The 19,299-nt window shown below is 63.1% G+C and carries 18 protein-coding genes; 11 read left to right on the top strand and 7 right to left on the bottom strand.

The genetic code is table 11. The annotated features are described in order from the left end of the window. Window positions 1-182: 182 nt before the first annotated feature. A complete protein-coding gene (locus tag M0D65_RS32040; RefSeq protein ID WP_266256054.1) occupies window positions 183-1,445 on the bottom strand; it encodes an MFS transporter in 1,263 nt (420 codons plus the stop codon). 273 nt (window positions 1,446-1,718) lie between these two features. On the opposite strand from M0D65_RS32040, the gene M0D65_RS32045 reads away from it, so the two are divergent. Then, the gene (locus M0D65_RS32045; protein WP_091017462.1) at window positions 1,719-2,405 is read left to right on the top strand and encodes an orotate phosphoribosyltransferase; all 687 of its coding nucleotides are present in this window, start codon (window positions 1,719-1,721) and stop codon (window positions 2,403-2,405) included. A 117-nt stretch (window positions 2,406-2,522) separates the two neighbouring features. Here the strand turns inward: M0D65_RS32045 and M0D65_RS32050 are convergent, their stop codons facing one another. Continuing rightward, entirely contained in the window at window positions 2,523-3,227 is a 705-nt protein-coding gene (locus tag M0D65_RS32050) for a response regulator (RefSeq protein WP_266256074.1), read from the bottom strand. A 247-nt stretch (window positions 3,228-3,474) separates the two neighbouring features. Between M0D65_RS32050 and M0D65_RS32055 the strand changes: the two genes are divergently transcribed. From M0D65_RS32055 to M0D65_RS32075, 5 genes are all read left to right on the top strand, one after another. Continuing rightward, window positions 3,475-4,077 carry a YbhB/YbcL family Raf kinase inhibitor-like protein gene (locus tag M0D65_RS32055; protein WP_266256055.1) on the top strand — a complete coding sequence of 201 codons (603 nt, stop codon included), beginning with the start codon at window positions 3,475-3,477 and terminating at the stop codon, window positions 4,075-4,077. Window positions 4,078-4,263: 186 nt separating this feature from the next. Then, complete coding sequence (gene argC, locus M0D65_RS32060; protein WP_266256056.1) at window positions 4,264-5,211, top strand: N-acetyl-gamma-glutamyl-phosphate reductase; 948 nt, start codon at window positions 4,264-4,266, stop codon at window positions 5,209-5,211. Between the two features lie 486 nt (window positions 5,212-5,697). After that, entirely contained in the window at window positions 5,698-7,182 is a 1,485-nt protein-coding gene (locus tag M0D65_RS32065; protein ID WP_266256057.1) for a DUF2957 domain-containing protein, read from the top strand. Between the two features lie 113 nt (window positions 7,183-7,295). Next, a complete protein-coding gene (locus M0D65_RS32070; protein ID WP_266256058.1) occupies window positions 7,296-8,519 on the top strand; it encodes a DUF2957 domain-containing protein in 1,224 nt (407 codons plus the stop codon). A 259-nt stretch (window positions 8,520-8,778) separates the two neighbouring features. Further along, on the top strand, window positions 8,779-9,606 hold the full coding sequence (locus M0D65_RS32075; protein ID WP_091017451.1) for an OmpW family protein: 828 nt from the start codon (window positions 8,779-8,781) through the stop codon (window positions 9,604-9,606). Window positions 9,607-9,874: 268 nt separating this feature from the next. Here M0D65_RS32075 and M0D65_RS32080 read toward each other — a convergent pair whose 3' ends face one another. Together M0D65_RS32080 and M0D65_RS32085 are read right to left on the bottom strand one after the other, a co-directional pair. Beyond that, window positions 9,875-10,507: a LysE family translocator gene (locus tag M0D65_RS32080; protein ID WP_266256059.1), complete on the bottom strand. Its 633-nt coding sequence runs from the start codon at window positions 10,505-10,507 to the stop codon at window positions 9,875-9,877. Window positions 10,508-10,575: 68 nt separating this feature from the next. Further along, the gene (locus M0D65_RS32085) at window positions 10,576-11,445 is read right to left on the bottom strand and encodes an NAD(P)-dependent oxidoreductase (RefSeq protein WP_091017447.1); all 870 of its coding nucleotides are present in this window, start codon (window positions 11,443-11,445) and stop codon (window positions 10,576-10,578) included. 139 nt (window positions 11,446-11,584) lie between these two features. Between M0D65_RS32085 and M0D65_RS32090 the strand changes: the two genes are divergently transcribed. The 3 genes from M0D65_RS32090 to M0D65_RS32100 all read left to right on the top strand — a co-directional run bounded on the left by M0D65_RS32090 (window position 11,585) and on the right by M0D65_RS32100 (window position 14,502). Then, window positions 11,585-11,869: a hypothetical protein gene (locus M0D65_RS32090; protein WP_266256060.1), complete on the top strand. Its 285-nt coding sequence runs from the start codon at window positions 11,585-11,587 to the stop codon at window positions 11,867-11,869. A gap of 740 nt (window positions 11,870-12,609) precedes the next feature. Next, complete coding sequence (locus tag M0D65_RS32095) at window positions 12,610-12,771, top strand: hypothetical protein (RefSeq protein ID WP_266256061.1); 162 nt, start codon at window positions 12,610-12,612, stop codon at window positions 12,769-12,771. Window positions 12,772-12,837: 66 nt separating this feature from the next. After that, a complete protein-coding gene (locus M0D65_RS32100) occupies window positions 12,838-14,502 on the top strand; it encodes an NRAMP family divalent metal transporter (protein WP_266256062.1) in 1,665 nt (554 codons plus the stop codon). A 150-nt stretch (window positions 14,503-14,652) separates the two neighbouring features. On the opposite strand, the gene M0D65_RS32105 is transcribed toward M0D65_RS32100, so the two are convergent. From M0D65_RS32105 to M0D65_RS32115, 3 genes are all read right to left on the bottom strand, one after another. Beyond that, a complete protein-coding gene (locus tag M0D65_RS32105) occupies window positions 14,653-14,862 on the bottom strand; it encodes a hypothetical protein (RefSeq protein ID WP_091017440.1) in 210 nt (69 codons plus the stop codon). Between the two features lie 130 nt (window positions 14,863-14,992). Then, complete coding sequence (locus M0D65_RS32110; RefSeq protein WP_266256063.1) at window positions 14,993-16,249, bottom strand: SDR family oxidoreductase; 1,257 nt, start codon at window positions 16,247-16,249, stop codon at window positions 14,993-14,995. 43 nt (window positions 16,250-16,292) lie between these two features. Beyond that, on the bottom strand, window positions 16,293-17,066 hold the full coding sequence (locus M0D65_RS32115) for a MipA/OmpV family protein (protein ID WP_245811689.1): 774 nt from the start codon (window positions 17,064-17,066) through the stop codon (window positions 16,293-16,295). Between the two features lie 172 nt (window positions 17,067-17,238). On the opposite strand from M0D65_RS32115, the gene M0D65_RS32120 reads away from it, so the two are divergent. Both M0D65_RS32120 and M0D65_RS32125 read left to right on the top strand, forming a co-directional pair. Beyond that, complete coding sequence (locus M0D65_RS32120) at window positions 17,239-17,964, top strand: response regulator (protein ID WP_266256064.1); 726 nt, start codon at window positions 17,239-17,241, stop codon at window positions 17,962-17,964. A 1-nt stretch (window position 17,965) separates the two neighbouring features. Then, entirely contained in the window at window positions 17,966-19,285 is a 1,320-nt protein-coding gene (locus M0D65_RS32125; RefSeq protein WP_266256065.1) for an ATP-binding protein, read from the top strand. The last annotated feature ends 14 nt before the right edge of the window (window positions 19,286-19,299 follow it).

The raw sequence follows: 19,299 nt of genomic DNA on the forward strand, positions 1-19,299 counted from the left end.
CTGTGCGGCGGTTCGCGCGTGCGCCGGTTGGGCGCGGCATTGAACCTCGGCGGAAGGCAGATGACGCAGGGAGATGCGGGTCGGTTAGTGTACACCGCAGGCGTGTCGCGGCGCCTGGGGCTATAACGGATAGGCGGCTGTGCAAAGGGCGCCGATCATCTTGCGGCGGCGGGTTGGCGGGCCTACTCCAGCGCGGCACCCCGACGTTCGGGAATCAGAAAAAGCGTCGCCAGTATGTCCAGCGCATAGATCGACGCGAGCATGCCGAGCGCGACACCGAACGAAAAGCGTGCCGCAAGCGCGCCAACCGCCACCGGCCCAAAACCGCCGACCGCGCGACCGATGTTGAACAACACGTTCTGCGCGGTGGCGCGCGCCTCGGTCGGATACAGCTCGGAAATCAGCGCGCCATATCCGCCAATCATCCCGTTGACGAACACCCCCATGATCGCGCCGCCCACCAGCAGCGCGAGCGGCGTAGTGAGTTGCGCATAGACAAACACCATGACGATGGCGCCGGCCTGATAGGCGAGAAACGTCGGCTTGCGACCAAACCGGTCGGCGGCGATGCCGAACAGCCAGATGCCCGCGCCCATTCCGACAACCGTTGCCGCGGTCCAGAGACCGGATTTCGTCAGCGAATAGCCGAAGGTTTTCGACAGATAGCTCGGCAGCCAGATCATCAGGCCGTAGTAGCCGAAGTTTTGCACCGAGCAGAGGATCGCGATGCCGACGCTCGCGCAGGTGCTACGCCGATCGACGATCAGGCTTTTGAGCGGCAGCGGGCGGCGTGCGTTGCCGGTCGTGCTGCGGCGGTGCGCAGCGCGCTCGGTGAAAAGTGCGGGCTCTTCGACGCGCCGCCGTACGACGAACGACACGACAGCGGGCAACAGACCGACCGCGAACATGCCACGCCAACCGATCAGCGGCAGCAGCAGCGGCGTCAGCAACGCCGCGGCCAGCACGCCGAGCTGCCAGCCGAGCCCGACATACGACGACACACGCGCCCGCCGCTCGGCCGGCCACGCTTCGGCGACGAGCGTCATGCCGATACCGAATTCGCCGCCGAGCCCGATGCCCGCGATCGTCCGGTACAGCAGCAGATCCGCATAACCCTGCGCAAGTGCGCACAACCCGGTGAACACCGCGAAGATCAGGATCGTCCACGTCAGCATGCGCACCCGGCCGAAGTAATCGCTCAACACGCCGAAGATCAAGCCGCCCGCTACGGCGCCGATCAGCGTCCACGTCACGAGCGAACCGGCCTGGGCCGACGACAGATGCAGATCGGCGGCGATGACCGGCAGCATGAAACCGAGGATCAGCAGGTCGAAGCCGTCCATCGCGTAGCCGAGCACCGAAGCGAGCAGCGCGCGACCGGCGTGGCCACGCCGCACGGTAACGGCGGAAGCGGGCGAAGGGGAAGAAGACGGAACGACGCTCATCGAGGACACCTTGTCGGCGCAACACGATCGATATGCGCGCGCCGGACCATGAAAATCGCGTGAGTGTAATGCATGCCGGCCCAACGCGACCTTCTGCCTCCGACCCGAATCGGGTAAAATGTCGGCCTACGCGCGCAGCAAACCGGTCTCACATACCGGGCCGTGTGTTCCGCCCGGTCGCCAGACCCGGAACGCCGCCCGAATGCCCCGAGCACCATTTGCCGCGCCATCGGGCCCCGCGCCCACCCTCCCGCTCATACCAAGGATCCGCCCATGACAGGCTTCGATCGCCAGACGATCTCCGACACCACCGCGCGCATGCTGCTCGAAGTGCAGGCCGTGCACTTCAACGCCGAGAAACCGTACATCTTCACGTCCGGCTGGGCGAGCCCGGTCTATATCGACTGCCGCAAGCTGATCTCCTACCCGCGCGTGCGCCGCGGCCTGATGGACATGGCCGAAGCGACCATCCTGCGCGATGTCGGTTACGAGCAGATCGACGCGGTCGCCGGTGGCGAAACTGCCGGCATCCCGTTTGCCGCGTGGCTGTCCGACCGCCTGATGGTGCCGATGCAATACGTGCGCAAGAAGCCGAAGGGATTCGGGCGCAACGCGCAGATCGAAGGGCTGCTGACCGAAGGCCAGCGCGTGCTGCTCGTCGAAGACCTGACCACCGACAGCCGCAGCAAGATCAACTTCATCAATGCGCTGCGCACGGCCGGCGCAACGGTGAACCACTGCTTCGTGCTGTTCCACTACAACATCTTCAAGGAAAGCGTGTCGGTCCTGAAGGACATCGACGTCGACCTGCACGCGCTCGCCACGTGGTGGGACGTCCTGCGTGTCGCGAAGGAAGCGGGCTACTTCGAAACGAAGACGCTCGACGAAGTCGAGAAATTCCTGCACGCGCCGGCCGAATGGTCCGCTGCGCACGGCGGGGCGACGGCTGCGCCGCAGTAAGCGCAGCGAAGTCCCGGCCCGGCGGTTACGGGCCGCTGCCGTAGCAAAAACGTAAGGCCGCCCGTCGCCACGAGTCACGACAGGCGGCCTTTCTTTTTGAAGCCAGTCCGCTGCCGGCTACGGAGCGCTCGCTTGATCGTCGGCGATTTCCGACATGTGCATGTGCGGCGACAGATTCAACAGCCCGTTGTGCTGCGCATACTGGAAGAGCTGCGCGTCGTGCGCCAGCCCGAGCTTGCGCATGGCGGCCTTCTTTTGCGTGCTGATGGTCTTGATGCTGCGCTTCAGCAGTGCGGCGATTCCCGTGGGCGTCATACCCGACACGAGCAGCCGCACCACTTCGAGCTCGCGTGTCGACAGCATCGCTTCGGCGGCAGCGCGATCGCTGTCGGGGCGCGTTGCATCGAGCGATGCCGCGACCGCGGGGCCCAGATACTCGCTACCGCGAGTCGTGTAGAGGACCGCGAGCCCGACGTGGCTCAACGCATCGGACTTGCTCACGATCCCCAGCACCCCGAGTTCGCGCAGTCGCTTGAGCAGCGCGACGTTTTCGAGCATCGTCAGTACGACGACCGGCAGCGTGGGGAAGTGGCGGCGCAGATAGACGATCAGCGGCAGGCCATCGCCATACTGACCGCCGGGCATCGCGAGGTCGGTCACGAGCGCGTCGCAGCGCGTGTTCTGCAGCACGTGGATCAGATCGGTCGACTGGCGCACGCATGCCACCACCTTGATATCCGGGAACGCCTGAAGTGCCTGCTCGACACCCACCAGTAGCACCGGATGGTCGTCGGCCAGCACGACCCTGACCGGCAGCTGAATCGCGCGCTTTCTTTCGCTCTGTCGCACTGCTTACCCCGGGCGTTCGTTCGATGCGCTGACCGTCCTCGACGGATGCGATCGAAAAAGCAATCAATCGATTTGTTCGCCAGACTATAGCCGAACTCATTGGCCGGGAGCCTACCTGCGAGCCTTTCCGCGCGGAATGTTGGACGCCAATCGCGTTCGGGGCAGAAAATAGGGACAATGATCGAAGATCGCTGCACGCCCTTCTGAGGAGAACCGGCACATGCGCCCGCGCTACCTGGTCGTTTCGCTTGCGTCGCCCCGTCCACGGTTGCCGTCTTTCGGGTTGCTGCTGCTCGGCCTCGCGCTCGTCACCGCCCACGGTCCACATGCGCTCGCCGAAGGGCCGTTCTCGCTCACCAGTGCAAGCTTTCACAACGGCGGCACCGTCGACACCGCTCAGGTGTACGGCCAGGACGATTGCAAGGGCGGCAACCGCTCGCCGCAACTGTCGTGGCAAGACCCGCCCACCGGCACGCGCAGCTTCGCCGTCACCGTCTTCGATCCCGATGCGCCGGGCCGCGGCTGGTGGCACTGGGCGGTCGCCGGGATTCCCGCCACGGTCGAGCAGTTGCCTGAGAATGCGAGCGCATCGGGTCTGCTGAAGAAACTCGGCGCCGTCGAGGCGCGCAACGATTTCGACGACGAAGGCTACAGCGGCCCCTGCCCGCCGCCCGGCAAGCCGCACCACTACATCGTCACCGTCTACGCGCTCGACACCGTCGACCTGCGGCTCGCGCAAGGGCGTCCTGCGCTGATGTTCGATCACGAGATCTCGACGGCGACGCTCGGCTACGCACGCATGACTGTCACTTACGGCCGCTAGCATCGACGTTGCAGCACACGGAATGCCGTCGATGCCCCGCGAATGCGCCGTCAACGGCACGCAACCGCGTGCATAACGTGTTTTTTGCCGACTGCCGCACACATCGTCGCACCCGCCGGCCAAACGGTCTTAAAATGTCGGTCCGGCGCTACGGCGCCCGTCTTCCAGCTAGCCAGTGAGAATGAGATGAGCACGAAAGTTTTTGTCGACGGACAGGAAGGCACCACCGGCCTGAAGATCTTCGAATACCTGTCAGCGCGCGCCGACGTGGAAATCCTGCGTATCGACGAAGCGAAGCGCAAGGATCTCGATGAACGCCGCCGTCTCATCAACGCATCGGATGTGACGTTCCTGTGCCTGCCCGACGTTGCGTCGCGCGAATCGGCCACGCTCGTCGACAACGACCACACGGTGCTGATCGATGCGAGTACGGCGTTTCGCACCAGCGCCGACTGGGCCTACGGTCTGCCCGAGCTAAACCGCGCGCAACGCGAACGGGTTCGCGGCTCGAAGCGCATCGCCGTGCCGGGCTGTCACGCATCGGCATTCGTGCTGGCCATGCGCCCGCTCGTGGAAGGCGGCATCGTGTCAGCCGATTTCGCCGCGCACAGCTACTCGATCACCGGCTACAGCGGCGGCGGCAAGAAAATGATTGCGGAGTACGAAGCCGCCGGCAATGCGAAGCTGAAAAGCCCGCGCGCCTATGCGCTGGCGCTGACCCACAAGCATCTGCCGGAAATGGCCGCGCATACGGGTCTGAAAGCGGCACCGCTCTTCACACCGATCGTCGGCGATTTCTACAAGGGTCTCGCGGTCACGACGTACTTCTCGCCCGGTCAGCTCGCGAAGAACGCAAAGCCGCAAGACGTGCAGGCGCTGTTCGCCGAGTACTACGCCGGCGAAGCGTTCGTGAACGTTGCGCCGTTCAATGCGAACGAGAATCTCGACGACGGCTTCTTCGACGTTCAGGCAGCCAACGACACCAATCGCGTCGATCTCTTCGTGTTCGGCAACGACGAGCACTTCGTCACCGTCGCGCGGCTCGATAACCTCGGCAAGGGTGCATCGGGCGCGGCGATCCAGTGCATGAACCTGAGCATCGGCGTCACCGAAGACACCGGTCTGAAACGCTAATCGAGACGCCGGACAGATCCGGCAAGAATCGTTTCGAACCCGCAGCCGGCTTTCAAAATGCCGGCTGTTTTTTTGCCCGCAATTACGCATTATCGAATGGGCGTTAACCCGCCGATCCGTAAAAACCCAAATAGTCTTTAATCATCCCGCATGATTACCGGCCGGTAATTCATTCCTCACTTCCGATTCGCTTCGCATAGTTTTTTCGTCTTAGGGAAAGCACTGGCTTTTTCACGAACGATCGTTCGAAGATGATAGAGCCATTTTGCCGGCGCCGTTGCCCGACAGGCGCGTGCTGCAAAGCAACGATGTTGTGTGTTCGCTGAAAAATCGTTTTTTGTTTAAAAGGCCCGGCACGCTCGCTGTAGTGCGAGTTGCGCGAATCAAGAGTTGTTTGAATCGATCTTTTTAGACGGTTCTATCAATTGACAGCCCTTTTAAGCGCGGCGAAATTACATCGCACAATTAAAGAAGGGAGACAGCAGCATGTCGTACGCCATTTTCAGAGGCGTTGCTCTAGCCGTTTGCGCAGCGCCCCTGATGGTCGCCTGTGGAGGCGGTAACGCCGGCAATCCAGGGCCGATCAATTCCGCTCAATGCTCGGGAGCGAGTTGTGGCGTACAGGGTCCGCCTACGTCAGGCGCGGGCTCAGGTAGTGGTTCCGGCTCCAGCACCACCGCTGGCGCGCTGTGTCCTGCGACTGGCGATATCGTGAAGAGCACTTACCTTGGCGGTGCGGGCAGCGGCGAAGTGGTGTCGTTGAACATCGACGCGCAAGCGATGACCTACACGCTGAAGTGGCTCGAGTCGCCGATTCCGCTGCACACCGGCACGGTAACGCCGTCGCGTGCAGGCGTGCAGATCACGGGCGCCGTGGCGCATCCGCCTACCGGCGCACTGCCGACCGCCGAGCAGATCCGCTGCGCGTTCATCCTCACGCCTGGCAGCGGGACAGCTTCGGTCGACGGCTCGACTTACAGCACCGCGGCTTCGTTCAATCAGGCTAATCCGCCGATGATTCTTGTGGGTCTTGGGGTGGCGGGTGGTGGGATTCCTGGCGCGACTGTCCAGTTCAATGGCGTAAATCCCAGCTTGCTGGGTGTCACGGTTGCTACCAACGTGGGCGCGGTGCCGAATCGGCATTTCGATTTCTATCCGTTCCTCGGCTTCGCTAGCACGACTACCGACATCTCCAAGTTGCCCGGCACCTATAACGGCTTGCTGTATCACCTCGTGCCGTCGGGCAGCTATCAGACCGTGGCAACCAACGTGGTCGAAACCTTCGACGCGAACGGTGGCTGCACATCGTCGAGCCCGGTGCCTGCAAATGGTACCGCCAGCTCGACAGGTTGCCTGACCACCGGTAACGCGTGGACGGTGAACAGCAGCGGCTATTTCGACAGCCAGCAGGCACCGCAGATCCTTGCGCAGTTCAAGCGTCCTCTCGGCCTCGGACCAAGCTCGCCAAGAACCGGCGTTGCGCACATGGTGCTGGGTCAGATCAACGGTGCAACGGTGCCACTAGTGGTTCGCACAGGTGCCGTCAATCTCGGTACGCCACCGCTCTACGCCGACGCACAGGTCGACGACGAATCCGGTATTTCGCTGCTAGCAAAAGCGACGCCGATCGCATCAGGCGGCTTCGACGGCGGTTACGTCGGCGCCGACTCCAACTTCAAGTACACGGCGACGCTGGTCCAGGGCACGACGGCCTCGTTCCTTAATCCGAGCACGTCGCAAACCGAAGACGGGTTCACCCTGAACTACGGTCTGTCGAGCCCCGGGCTCATCGGCGTCACTGCGTCGTCAAGCAAAACGGGCTATGCGATCGCTTCAGGTGGTCTCTATGCGATTGAAATCCAGGGTAACTCGAACGATTCGGTGAACAGCGGGATCACCCCGACGTCCGCCATTGCGAACGCCACGCCAAACATGCCGTACTTCGGCGTCGGAGCCCAAATCAGCAAATAGATAGCAAATAGCCGCGATGCAGGCGGGGACAGTGGCAGCAGTGAATTAAAGCAAGAGGCGGCTGGACAGGGAGCTGGCTGCTCACAAACAAAACATAGGATAGGAGGCGCGGTATGGAATGGAAAATCGTCTCGGCGCTCGCTCTTGCTGCGCCGCTTCTCGGGGCGTGTAGCGGTGGCGGCAACGATCCACCGCCGACACCGGAGGTCAGGCTCTGTCCGGCTACGCTCGACTACACCACGGTCTACACCGGCGGAGGTGGCGACGGCGAACTCGCCAAGCTGCAGATCGACACGACGAAGATGACCTGGCAGGTCAGCTATGTCGAATCGCCGGTTCCGGCCACGGTGGGTACGGTCATGCCGACCCGCGCAGGCCAGACGGCGAGCGGCACGATGACGCAGGAAACGACACTGCCGACGCAGAAGTTGAACCAGTGCGCGTACCGTCTGAACGGCGCGAGCCTGGACCCAACCCGTATCGCGCGTGTCTTCATCGGTGAAGGCGTTGCGGGCGGCACGATTCCGGGGGCGGAAATTTCGTTCGGCGGGGTGCTCGGCACCGGTGCAGTGCCTGACACGAAGTTCCCGTACTACCCGTTCATCGGCTTCTCGACGCTGGAAACGAACCTGGCCAACGTAGCGGGCACGTACAACCAGGTCGGCTACCACCAGATTCCGTCGCAATCCTTCGCGCCGGTGGCCGTCAATTCGACGATCGTCATCAACGCCGACGGCACGTGGACCGAGACCGACATTAGCGGTGTCAACGCGGGCATCACCCAGCAAGCCGGCTCGAACTTCACGCAGTCGCCGGATGGCAGCGGTGCATTCGTCACCAACGGCTTCCTCGGTCAGGCCAAACCGACGCTCTCGGCCACGCCGCAAGCGAAGGGCTACATGATCGTCGGCAAGCTGCGCGGCCAGAACGTGCCGATCCTGGTCCGCACGGGCGCGGCCAGTTCGTCGCCGACAGGCCCGTACGCGGACGACGAATCGGGTATCTCGATCCTCGCGCCGCAGACGACCATCGCCAGCGGTTCGCAAGACGGCGAGTACATCGGGGTAGACAGCCAGTTCGACTATCGCACGACAGCCATTGCAGGTACTCAAGCGACGTTGCTCGATCCGTTCCAGCCCTCGCAGGCATCGCTCGCGACGGCGCTGAACCTGAACTACGCGCAGACCGTACCGGGCATCGTGACGTCGTCGGTAACGAGCGCCGCAGCGGGTAGCACACCAACCGGGAAGTTCATCTTCACGGGCGGCGTGTTCGGCTACCTCGATCTGACGACGCCGTCGGCCCCGTACTTCACCGTCGGCGCATTTGTCCAGTGAGGGGATGCAGCACACGCATCCTGAGCGCAACCACATGACGCCTCCCTGCCCGCCGCCCCAGTAGCGGCGGGTAAGGAGCCGGGGGAATGCGGGCAGCCGGAAGCCGCAGTGACTTGCGCTGCAGGAAGCCCGCATGAGGTCGGAACAGGTGCCAAAGCGGCTGGAATAAACGCTAAAGCATCGAGGCCGATCGACCGCTGTGCATGGGACCGGAGTCAGCGCTAAAGCGCGCACTGCGGTCGACAAGGAGAGGAAAAAGATGAAAAGAATTATTGTGGCAGCGCTGGCCGCCTGCCTGTCGGCAGGTGCCTACGCGCAGCAGGCGGGCGATAACGTCGTCGCACTTGGCTGGTTTCACGTCGCACCGCTCGACCCGAACTCGGGGCCGTTGACGACCGGTGTCGCACAGACGCCGATCAATGGGCCGCTACGGCTACCCAATTCGTTCACGTCACCCGGCACGGGGCTGTCGACTAACAACGCCGACACGCTTGGCCTCGTGATCAGCCACTTCTTTACCGACCACATCGCTGTGTCGTCGGTGGCTGGCGTGCCGCCGGTGTTCAAGCTGTCCGGTCACGGCACGATCAAGCCGCCTGGACCGGCCGGCGCGCTCGGTAGCCAGAACCTCAGCGACGGGCCCGCGAACCCGATCGTGAAGAGCGTGCGGCAGTGGAGCCCGGCGGTGATATTCCAGTATTACTTCAACTCGGCGACCTCGAAATTCCGGCCGTTCGTCGGTATCGGCGTGTCGTACAACTGGTTCTCCGACATCCAGCTGAACAACAACTTCGTCACGTCGACGCAGAACAACCTCGGCTCGATTCTCGCCGCGGGCGCCGGCAAACCGGGGCTGACTTCGGTGGAAGGGAAAGCGTCGTCGTCATGGCAGCCGGTGTTCAACGTGGGCGCGACCTACGCCCTCTCGAAGAACTTTGGCGTCGTGGCATCGGTGACCTACATCCCGTTGAAGACAACCTCGTCGGTCATCATCAAGGCCGCGGACGGCAGCGAACTCGGCGTGAGCAAGGCCGAGCTGAAAGCCGACCCGATCATCACGTTCCTCGCGCTGTCGTACAAGTTCTGAGCGTGACGCGGCGTGCGCCCTGCGCGCCGCGTGCCTAAGCGCAGCATGGGGACGCGGCCGCCCTCGCATGCAAAAACTCCAGACGAAAAAAAGCCCGCCATGTTTGGCGGGCTGAATCCATATCAGGAGACATGGAGGAGACAGTTCCAACTATAGCAAAGCACGTGGTGCGACGCAACATTTTTGTCTGAATCCATGCTCTAAAATTGCTATTCGGTAACAAATACAGGCTATTCCGGGATGGTGCGTCGCACCGCTCCAGCCCTCTTCAGTGCCGTACGAGCGCCATCATGGCGCCAAAACCGACGAACACACCGCCGGTTAGCCGGTTGAACGCCTTCGCGACGTTGCGGCTCTTCAGATGCGCGCCGATCCGCGCACCAAAGCCCGCGTATACGCAATACCAGCTCACCTCGATCACCGACAGCGTGGCCACGAGGATGCCAAATTGCGGCAGCACCGGCCGCGCGGCGTCGATGAATTGCGGCAGCAGCGCGGCGGCGAACAGGATTGCCTTCGGATTGCTGCTCGCCACCAGGAAGCCGTTGCGAAAGAGCGCAGCGCGCGAGCGGAAGTGCGTCGCCGGCAGGTCAGCGGATGGCGCGGACGCTTCGACAGCGGGCGCGCGCCACGCCTTGACGCCGAGATAGACCAGGTACACCGCACCGGCGATCCGCAGCGCGTTGAACATCGCCGGCCATGCCTTCAGGAACACGCCGAGCCCCGCCACCGACACTGCCAGCATCAACACGAGCGCGGACAGGCTGCCAGCCATCGTCGCACTCGAGCGGCGCAGCCCGTGTCGCGCCCCATGCGTCATCATCAACAGCATGTTCGGGCCCGGAATCGCGCACACGACGAACACCGTCGCGAGGAACAACCACCAGGTATGCAGGCTCATGGCAACGCTTCAGAAGAACGAATGGGCAGCCATTATGCCCGCCTGCGGTGCAGCGCGGGCGGCCCGCTTCAGCGCCCGGCCCGCCGTGCCGCCACCTTGCCCAGCACCGCAAAATCCTTCTCGCCGTCGCCGTGCGCAATCGCCTCGAGCAGGCTGTCGCGCACGGCGCTGCCCACCGGCAGCGGCGTCGAGACGAGTTCGGCCGCCGCCAGCGCGAGCCGCACGTCCTTCAACCCGAGACGCGCCTTGAAGAGCGCGGGCTCATAGCGCTGCTCGGCGATCATTTTCCCGTACCCCTGATAAACCGGGCCGGGAAACACGCTGCTCGTGATGATGTCGAGAAAGTCCTGCATCGCAACGCCGTGGCCGCCCAGCAGCGCCGACGCCTCGCCGAGCGTTTCGACGGCCGAAGCCAGCATGAAATTGGCCGCGAGCTTGGCAACGTTCGCCTGTTGCGCAAGCGAGCCGATGCGCCACGTCTTCTGGCCGATCGCGTCGAACACCGGCTGCACACGGTCGATCGCTTCGGCAGGCCCCGCGGCGATGATCGTCAGCTTCGCGGCAGCGGCAACGTCGGGGCGTCCCATGACGGGCGCGGCGACATAGTGCAAACCGCGTGCCGCATGGGCATGCGCGAGTTCTTCGGCTAGCGTCACCGAAATGGTGGCCATATTCACGTGAATCAGACCGCGTGCGGCGCCCTCCAGCAGGCCCGCACTGACGACTTCGCGCAATGCGGTGTCGTCGGCGAGCATCGAGAACACGGCGTCGCCGGCGAAGGCCTCGGCGGGCGTCGCGACGACCTGCGCGCCGGCCTGTGCCAGCGATTGCGCGCGTTCCGGCGAGCGGTTCCAGACCCGTACGCGATGGCCGGCTTTCAGCATGTTGGCGACCATCGCGGTGCCCATCTCACCGAGACCGATAAAACCGATGTCCATCTGTCACTCCCAATCTGCGAAAAACGAAAGTAAAGCACAGCCGTGTGACGCCTGCAGTGACACGCCGCGTGCGCGTCGCCGCTACCGGTGGCCGCGATGCGTACAATGCGGACTTATTCTTTCCGTAGAGACAATCCGTATGCCAATGAAAAAAACCGACCTTGAGAAAAACAAGGCACTGAAACTGAACAACGCGATGAAGCTGGCCACCGCCGACCGTTTCGGCAAAGGGGCAGCGGCGCCTGCGCTCGACCGGCGCGAGCAGCGCAAGCTCGATCAGGCGCAAGGGCTCGTGCCGTTCGCATGCAAGCTCGAAAGCAATCTGGTCGAGCAATTGAAGACGCGCGCGGCGGCACACCCCGGCGGCATGAACGGCCTGCTCGACGAACTGCTCAAGCGCGGTCTCGCCGCCGATGCGTCGTAGCCCGAAACATCTCGTGAAGCCGGGCGCCAGCGTATCGGGTCTGGCAGCACGATGACCGACAGCACGAACTCATGCAGGACTCTTGAGCAAGCTGACCGTAAGAAAAAAATTCAACTGCTCAGGTATTTTTCATTGACTTGCCATCTGGCGAGTGCCTAAAATCCCGCTGTTATCACAAAAGGGGCGAACGCCTTGGACAGTAGCAGTAGTCGATCTTCGACCAGTTTCTCTGCCTGACAGGCAGGACGTCCCGCGCTAAGTCTCTTCCCTAGCCGCCGTCTTGCCCAAAGGGCAAACGGTGCGCGCCGTAGTTACTCGTAGCAGTATCCGCAGTACTCCTCCGTGCACATTTACTGACCGCTGCCGTTACGGCATACGTGCGTTCGCGCGTATGCGTCATGGCCGGTCTGGCGTTGCGGGCATTGCCCGTTGCGCTGCGTCGTCACGCCCGTCATCCGCGTTGTCGCGGGACCGGCGTGTGGATCAACGTACCTGCGCACATGCACATGCGCAAAGGAGGCCGTCATGCCTGACAGTGACTCTAGTGACTCTTGCCCTTCTCGCTTTTATTGCCGCACGCACTCGCGGCGCATGAGCAGCCCCTGCGCTGCACTGCGCGTCGCCTGACGGAAAGTCCGCCGCATTCTTCCGGTCGCCGCCGCCCTTTGGCGCGGCCGTACGTGAAACGGCGCAGCCGGCTTTCCGCGCGCCCGTTTTAACGTCTTACCGGAGGAATCGCCATGCAATTCGCTCTCCTCGTTTCACAGCTGCCGCGCATCCATGAAGCGCGTACCCACTACAACGACATGCTGTCGCTAGAGCCGCGCCGCCGTAGCCTGCGCGCGTCCGCAGCAGCGGCGTTCAACGCAGTTCGCGCTGCGTTGAAAGTGCGGCGTCGATAAAACACATCACACGACGCGGCCGGCAACGGCCGCGAAAACAATACTCACGCTTCGGAGAACGACATCATGTCCACGCCAACCCAGGTTTCACCACCACGCAATGCTGCGCTCGAGCGCAGCGCCGTCCTCGACGAAGCGCATCTCGGCGACATCAAGGGTGCCTTCGGCACGATCTCGCGCCACGACATCGCCCCACGTAACACCTGGTTCGCACGGGTACGCACACTGCTCGCGATCCTCGGCCCCGGCCTCATCGTAATGGTCGGCGACAACGATGCCGGCGCATTCGGCACCTACACACAAGCCGGCCAGAACTACGGCACCACGCTGCTGTGGACGCTCCTTCTCCTGATTCCCGTCCTGTTCGTGAATCAGGAGATGGTGCTGCGGCTCGGCGCGGTCACTGGGGTCGGTCACGCACGGCTGATCTTCGAGCGCTTTGGCAAATTCTGGGGCGCTTTTAGCGTCATCGATCTGTTCATCCTGAACGCACTGACGCTGGTCACCGAGTTCATCGGCATCACGTTTGCGCTCGATTTTCTCGGCGTACCGAAGATTCCCGGCGTGATCATCGCTGCGTTGCTCACTGGAGCTGCGGTCAGTACCGGCAACTTCCGAAGATTCGAACGCTTTGCGCTCGGGCTATGTCTGTTAAGCCTGCTGCTCGTGCCGGTGCTGATCTCGATCCATCCGCCGGTCGGCCAGATGACGCGCGATTTCCTGATTCCGAACTGGCCCGCCCACTCGAAGCTGAGTGACGTGATGCTGCTCGTGATCGGTATCGTCGGGACGACGGTCGCACCGTGGCAACTGTTCTTCCAGCAGAGCTACATCGTCGACAAGCGCATCACGCCGCGCTTCATGAAGTACGAAAAAGCGGACCTGTGGATCGGTATCGCGTTCGTGATGATCGGCGCCGTCGCGATGATTTCGTTCTGTGCCGCGCTGTTCCAGGGCCGGCCGGAGTTCGGTAACTTCACCGATGCCGGCGGCGTGATCGCCGGGCTCGACAAGTACGTCGGCAAGTGGCCTGCGGTGATCTTCGCGGTGGCGTTGCTCGATGCCTGCATCATCGGTGCGGCTGCCGTGTCGCTCTCGACCGCCTACGCGATCGGCGACGTGTTCCGCATCCGCCACTCGCTGCATCGCGGTGTGTCCGACGCGAAGGGCTTCTACTTCGTCTACTTCGGCATCATCGCGTTCGCTGCGGCGCTCGTGCTGATTCCCGGTAGCCCGCTCGGTCTGCTGACGGAAGCCGTGCAGACGCTCGCCGGTGTGCTGTTGCCAAGCGCAACCGTGTTCCTGCTGCTGTTGTGCAACGATCGTGCAGTGCTCGGACCGTGGGTCAATTCGACTCAGTTGAACGTCTTTACGGGCGCGGTGATCTGGGTACTCGTGATGCTGTCGATCGTACTGACCGCATCGGTTATGTACCCGGATATCACGGGCGAAACGATCCTCGAAGTGCTCGGCGGCGGTACGGCGCTCGCACTGGCCGTCGCTGCGATCGCGATCCCGTTGCGCAAGCGCGGCATCAACGGATGGGCGGATGCGCTGTCGGCATCGCTGGAAAAAGGCACACGCGACACGTGGCGCATGCCGCCGCTCAATGAACTGCCGCCACCGAACCTCACGCTCAGCAAGCGGATCTGGATGGGTGTGCTGCGCGGTTATCTGGTAGTCGCTGTTGCACTGGTGCTCGTCAAGGTCGTTGAAATGGCTCTGCAGTAACTGTGCATCTCTGCCGCGCACGCTCATGCACGCGGCACAGAAAGCAAAAACAGAAAGGCCAGAGCAAACGCTCTGGCCTTTCTGCTGAAACGCGTCGCGCCGGTCTACTACACGCGTACCGTTCAAGGACGCGCCGGCACAGCGTTCGACTTACTGTTGCGTACCCTTGTCGGCGGTACCGGCAGCCGATGCTGCCTCTTCAACCTTGGCACGCTTGCCGTGGTGCTTCAGTTGCTTGTGATGCTTCTTCGGCGTGCTGGCAGCGGCGGCCGGCGCAGCTGCGTCCGATGCCTGTGCAAAAGCTTGAACGGACACCAGCGCCACTGCGACGGTTGCGAGCGAGGCAATGATCTTCTTCATATGTTTATTCCCCAGACCTGAACGACGTTTCAAATTGGATGGAACAGCAGAACGGTGAAGCGGACCCGGCGGCGTTGCGTCGGCCGATTCCCCGCCGGGCAGTATCACGCAGCGTAGGCGGTTTGTCATCTCATAAGAGTCGATATGTATTTTCCTGGAGACACGTTTCTTTCAAAAAGCTTTCTTGCGCTGGAAAGCCCGTCACAGGCCGGACAAAGTCGCGTTTCATCTGCTCGACGATGCCGATTCCCTGCGATGTGCGCACGCACTCGTTCAGGTAATCGGTGAACGGCAGCGGGTCGAAACCGATCTCTTCGCGCAGGTGCCGGTTGTCGAAAACATAGTCGAGTTGCGCGAAGCCCGCGTACAACCCGAGTGCCCGTTCCACGAGGTGGCTATGCGGTGCCCGCTCGCCGCCGGTTGTCTCGCGCGCAATGGCCCGTAACTCGCGCGGTGCGCACATCGAATAGCGTTTGCCCGATGTGCCCGTCGCTTCGTCCATTGCATTGACGATCTGCGTGATGGTCGCCGCGTTAGCACCGGCGGACACGTGATACGTGTCGTACGCAAGCCTCGGCTTGACGGTGAGCAACGTCAGCGCACGCGCGCAATCGTCCACCGATACCACGTCGATGCGACTCACCGCGCGCGCCGCAAACCGACGCGCGGCGTGCACGACGCGAAACACCCAGAAGCTGCGCGCCGACGGCGACGTGCCGAGCACCGTGTGCCCGACTACGGTCGAGGGGCGCACGACCACCATCGGCAGGCACGGGTACGTGATGCGCAGCAGTCGCTCCGCCTCGCGTTGAATCTGCGTGTGCGGCACCAGATGCCGCGATTCGCCGTAACCGAATACCGACTCCGGCACGACCGCGCTACAGCGTGTACCGCACGCCATCGCCGCGCTCACGTGCACGAAGCGCTGCAACGTCTTGCTGCATGCAAAGTGCGATGCGAAGCGCAGCGTGTCGCGCACGTTCATGTCGAGCTGACGCGAATGCGTCGACAGCGACGCCGGCGCCGCGCAGTTGATCACGTGCGAGGCATTGGTGAGCCGTGCTTCGTCGGCGGGCGAGAATTCTCCGCCCAGTTCGCCGACGATAACGTTCGCCTGCGTCAAACGTTCCGCGCGATAACGCGGCAGACCGCTGCGCACCGCCGACATGCGCAGCCGCGCAAGCGCGTGCGCCGCACTCGTGCCACGCACGAGACAGATCACGCGGTCGAGCAATCCCGCGCTCACCAGCGTCGCCAGCACACTGCCGCCGATAAAACCGGTCGCGCCGGTCAGCACCAGCGAGTCGACGCCGATTGCATGCGTGCGCGCCGAAGAAGTCAGGCTGTCCTTCCATGTGGTCGACAGCGGGGTTTGCCAGGCAAACATCGCGAACTCCATTTGAGCGGCGGCGGTCCGGGGCCGTCGCTGCTCAGTATCGATAGGTGACGGCCGTCGTCGCGAACCAGTTGTTCTTCGTCTGCACGATCGGGCTGTTGCTCGACGAGCCGACAAGGCGTGTGAGTCCGGCCGAGGTGTTCAACGACCAGCGCGGCGAGAACGTGTAGTTCCAGGCCGCGGAGATCGTCGCGTGATCGAATCCGCCCTTGGTCGAGTACGACTGGAAGCGGCTGGCCGCCGCCTGCGCGTCGGTTACGCCGAAGAAGGTCTGCGTATAGCGGCCGCTGCCTGCATGCAGGCTGCCGGTAATGCTGATGTCGTTGGTTGGCGTCTGCAGTACCGGCACAGTCAGATCGACGTGGCCGCTGATACCGCGCGTCGTATGCGTGAGCGGCTGATCGAGCGTGACGCTGATAGTCGAACTGCCGAACAGATGCGCGCCGGCCTGCACCGAAACGAGCAGCGAACCCGGGATGTTGCCCATCCCCTTCAGGTAGTCCGAACCGGGGCGGTCGAAGCGGTTTTCGTCGGCGCGGCCGTCGTCGTAGCTAAGCGCTGCCGACACGAACAGCCCGTTGGCGAAGTCCTTGCGATAACCTGCGCCGTCGGTGGTGCTGATGAAAAAGCCGTTGCCGAATTGCGCGGCGAACGCGGGTCCGACAATCGGCCGATAGTCGCGGCTGCCTTCATAACGTGACGTCACGCCGGTGGCGAGCGAAAACAGGTAGGTATTCTCCGCGTGAGCGGCAGATACGCAGGTCAGGCCAAGCAGCGGGGCACAGCAATGCAGGAGACGTTTGCGCACGGTCAGGTCTTTTTGGGATGGAATGCCGCAGTCTAGGGATAGCCCGTACCCACGTCTGTCTCGAAACCCTTTGAATTTGTGCGCAATTGTGTGGAAATGTCCAAGAGTGTCCGGCCTGCCCCTCGCGCGTACGGGGCCGGATAAAATCGGCGCTTCAGCGGGGGAGAAAACAATGGAAGAAGCGACACCGCTCAAGCATCCGGTCATGCTGATCGAGGACGACGATCGCCTCGCCCAGCTCATTGCCGAATACCTCGGCAGCTACGAATTCGCGGTGACGATCGTGCGACGCGGCGACATCGCCGTCGCTGCGGTGCGTGAACAGAAGCCTGCGCTCGTGATCCTCGACCTGATGCTGCCGCACATGGACGGCATGGAAGTGTGCCGGCGCATCCGCGCTTTTTCGAGCGTGCCGGTGCTGATCCTGACCGCGCGCGTCGACGTGTTCGACCAGATTGCCGGGCTCGAAATCGGCGCCGACGACTACGTCATCAAGCCGATCGAACCACGCGTGCTGGTTGCGCGAGCGCGCGCGCTGCTGCGGCGCGCACCGCGCGAAAGCGCAGTCGCAACCGACGCCGGCGAAACGCTGGTGTTCGGCGAACTGACGATCTCGCCGCCCAACCGCACCGTGACCTGGCGCGGCCAGCTGGTCGAACTGAAAACCGCCGAATACAACCTGCTCCTGATCCTCGCGCGCGCCGCCGGCAAGGTGCTGAGCCGCGACGACATCCTAAAGCAGTTGCGCGGTATCGAGTTCGACGGCATCGACCGTACTGTCGATTCAGGCATCTCGCGACTGCGGCGCCGCTTCGAGGACGCATCGCCGGAGCCGCACAAGATCAAGACGATCTGGGGCCGAGGTTACCTGTTCAGCCCGTCGGCCTGGGAAGAGTGACATGTTCCGTTCGCTGATCAAGCTGTATCTGCTGGTGGTGCTGGGCGGCGCCCTTGCCATCGCGTTCATCGACCATTCGTTTCCGCAGCTGTTTCACGACCGTGTCACTGCGGATGCGCGCGACAGCACGAAAGCGTACGCCTTCGTGCTGTCGGATTATCTGCAGCGTCATGCTGGTCCCGAGCGTGCCGCAGCGCTTGCAGCACTGCAGGCACACGGCAGCGAGGGTTTCAGTCTGCTCACGATGCGTGACGTCATCCCGCTGATGAACGAAGAACAGCTGCGCGATCTGCGCGCCGGCAAGCTGGTATTGAGCTTCGACGCCAAAGACTATTACCTGCCGCTGCCGGACGGGACGATCGTTCATGCGCATCCCGACGATACGGCGAACCTTGGCATCCAGATCTACGCGTACATCGTGGTCGCGCTCGCGACGCTGCTCGCGATGATGATATGGGTGCACTACCACTGGCGCGACCTGCGCAAGCTGCAGGCAGCCGCGCACGCCTTCGGCGCGGGCAACCTCGCCACCCGTGCGCAACTGTCGGGGAAGTCGAACATCTACGAACTGTCGCAGCAGTTCAACGAAATGGCGCGCCAGATCGAAGCATCGATCCTGCACCAGCGCGACATGATGCACGGCATCTCGCACGAACTGAAGACGCCGCTCGCGCGACTCGAATTCGGGCTCGCGCTGTTGCAATCGCCGGAATCCGCCGAACGTCAACGCGAACGGCAACAAGCGCTACGTGCGGACGTGCGCGAACTCGACGACCTCGTCACCGAGCTGCTGACGTTGAGCAGCCTCGAACAGGGCGAACGGCACATGGTGCTGATGAAGGTCTCGGTCGGCGAACTGCTCGACAGTGTCGCCGCGAGCATCGCGCACGATGTCGCCGACCGTAGGCTGACACTTGCCGTGACGACGGCCGGGGCGCCCGCGTATCATGTGTGCGATCCGAAGCTCGTTGCTCGCGCGCTGCTGAATCTGATTCGCAACAGCACGCGCTACGCGCATCGCTCGGTGTCGTTGCGTGCGTCGATGGGCACGGCCGGTTCGCTGGTGCTCACCGTCGAGGACGACGGCCCCGGCATTCCCGTTGCAGACCGCGCGCGCGTCTTCGAACCGTTTCATCGGCTCGACTCCAGCCGCGATCGTCACACGGGCGGCTTCGGCCTCGGCCTCGCGATCGTGCGGCGCGTGGCGCTCGTACATGGCGGCGAAGTGCACCTCGACGACGGTTCGTGGGGTGGCGCACGCTTCGTGATCACGCTGCCGCCCATGTCGTTGCCGACTGCGGATTCCGCCCAAGCGGCGTAACGCTATACAGAAAC

The sequence above is a fragment of the Paraburkholderia sp. CHISQ3 genome, from assembly GCF_030464945.1.
Taxonomy (GTDB): Bacteria; Pseudomonadota; Gammaproteobacteria; order Burkholderiales; family Burkholderiaceae; genus Paraburkholderia; species Paraburkholderia megapolitana.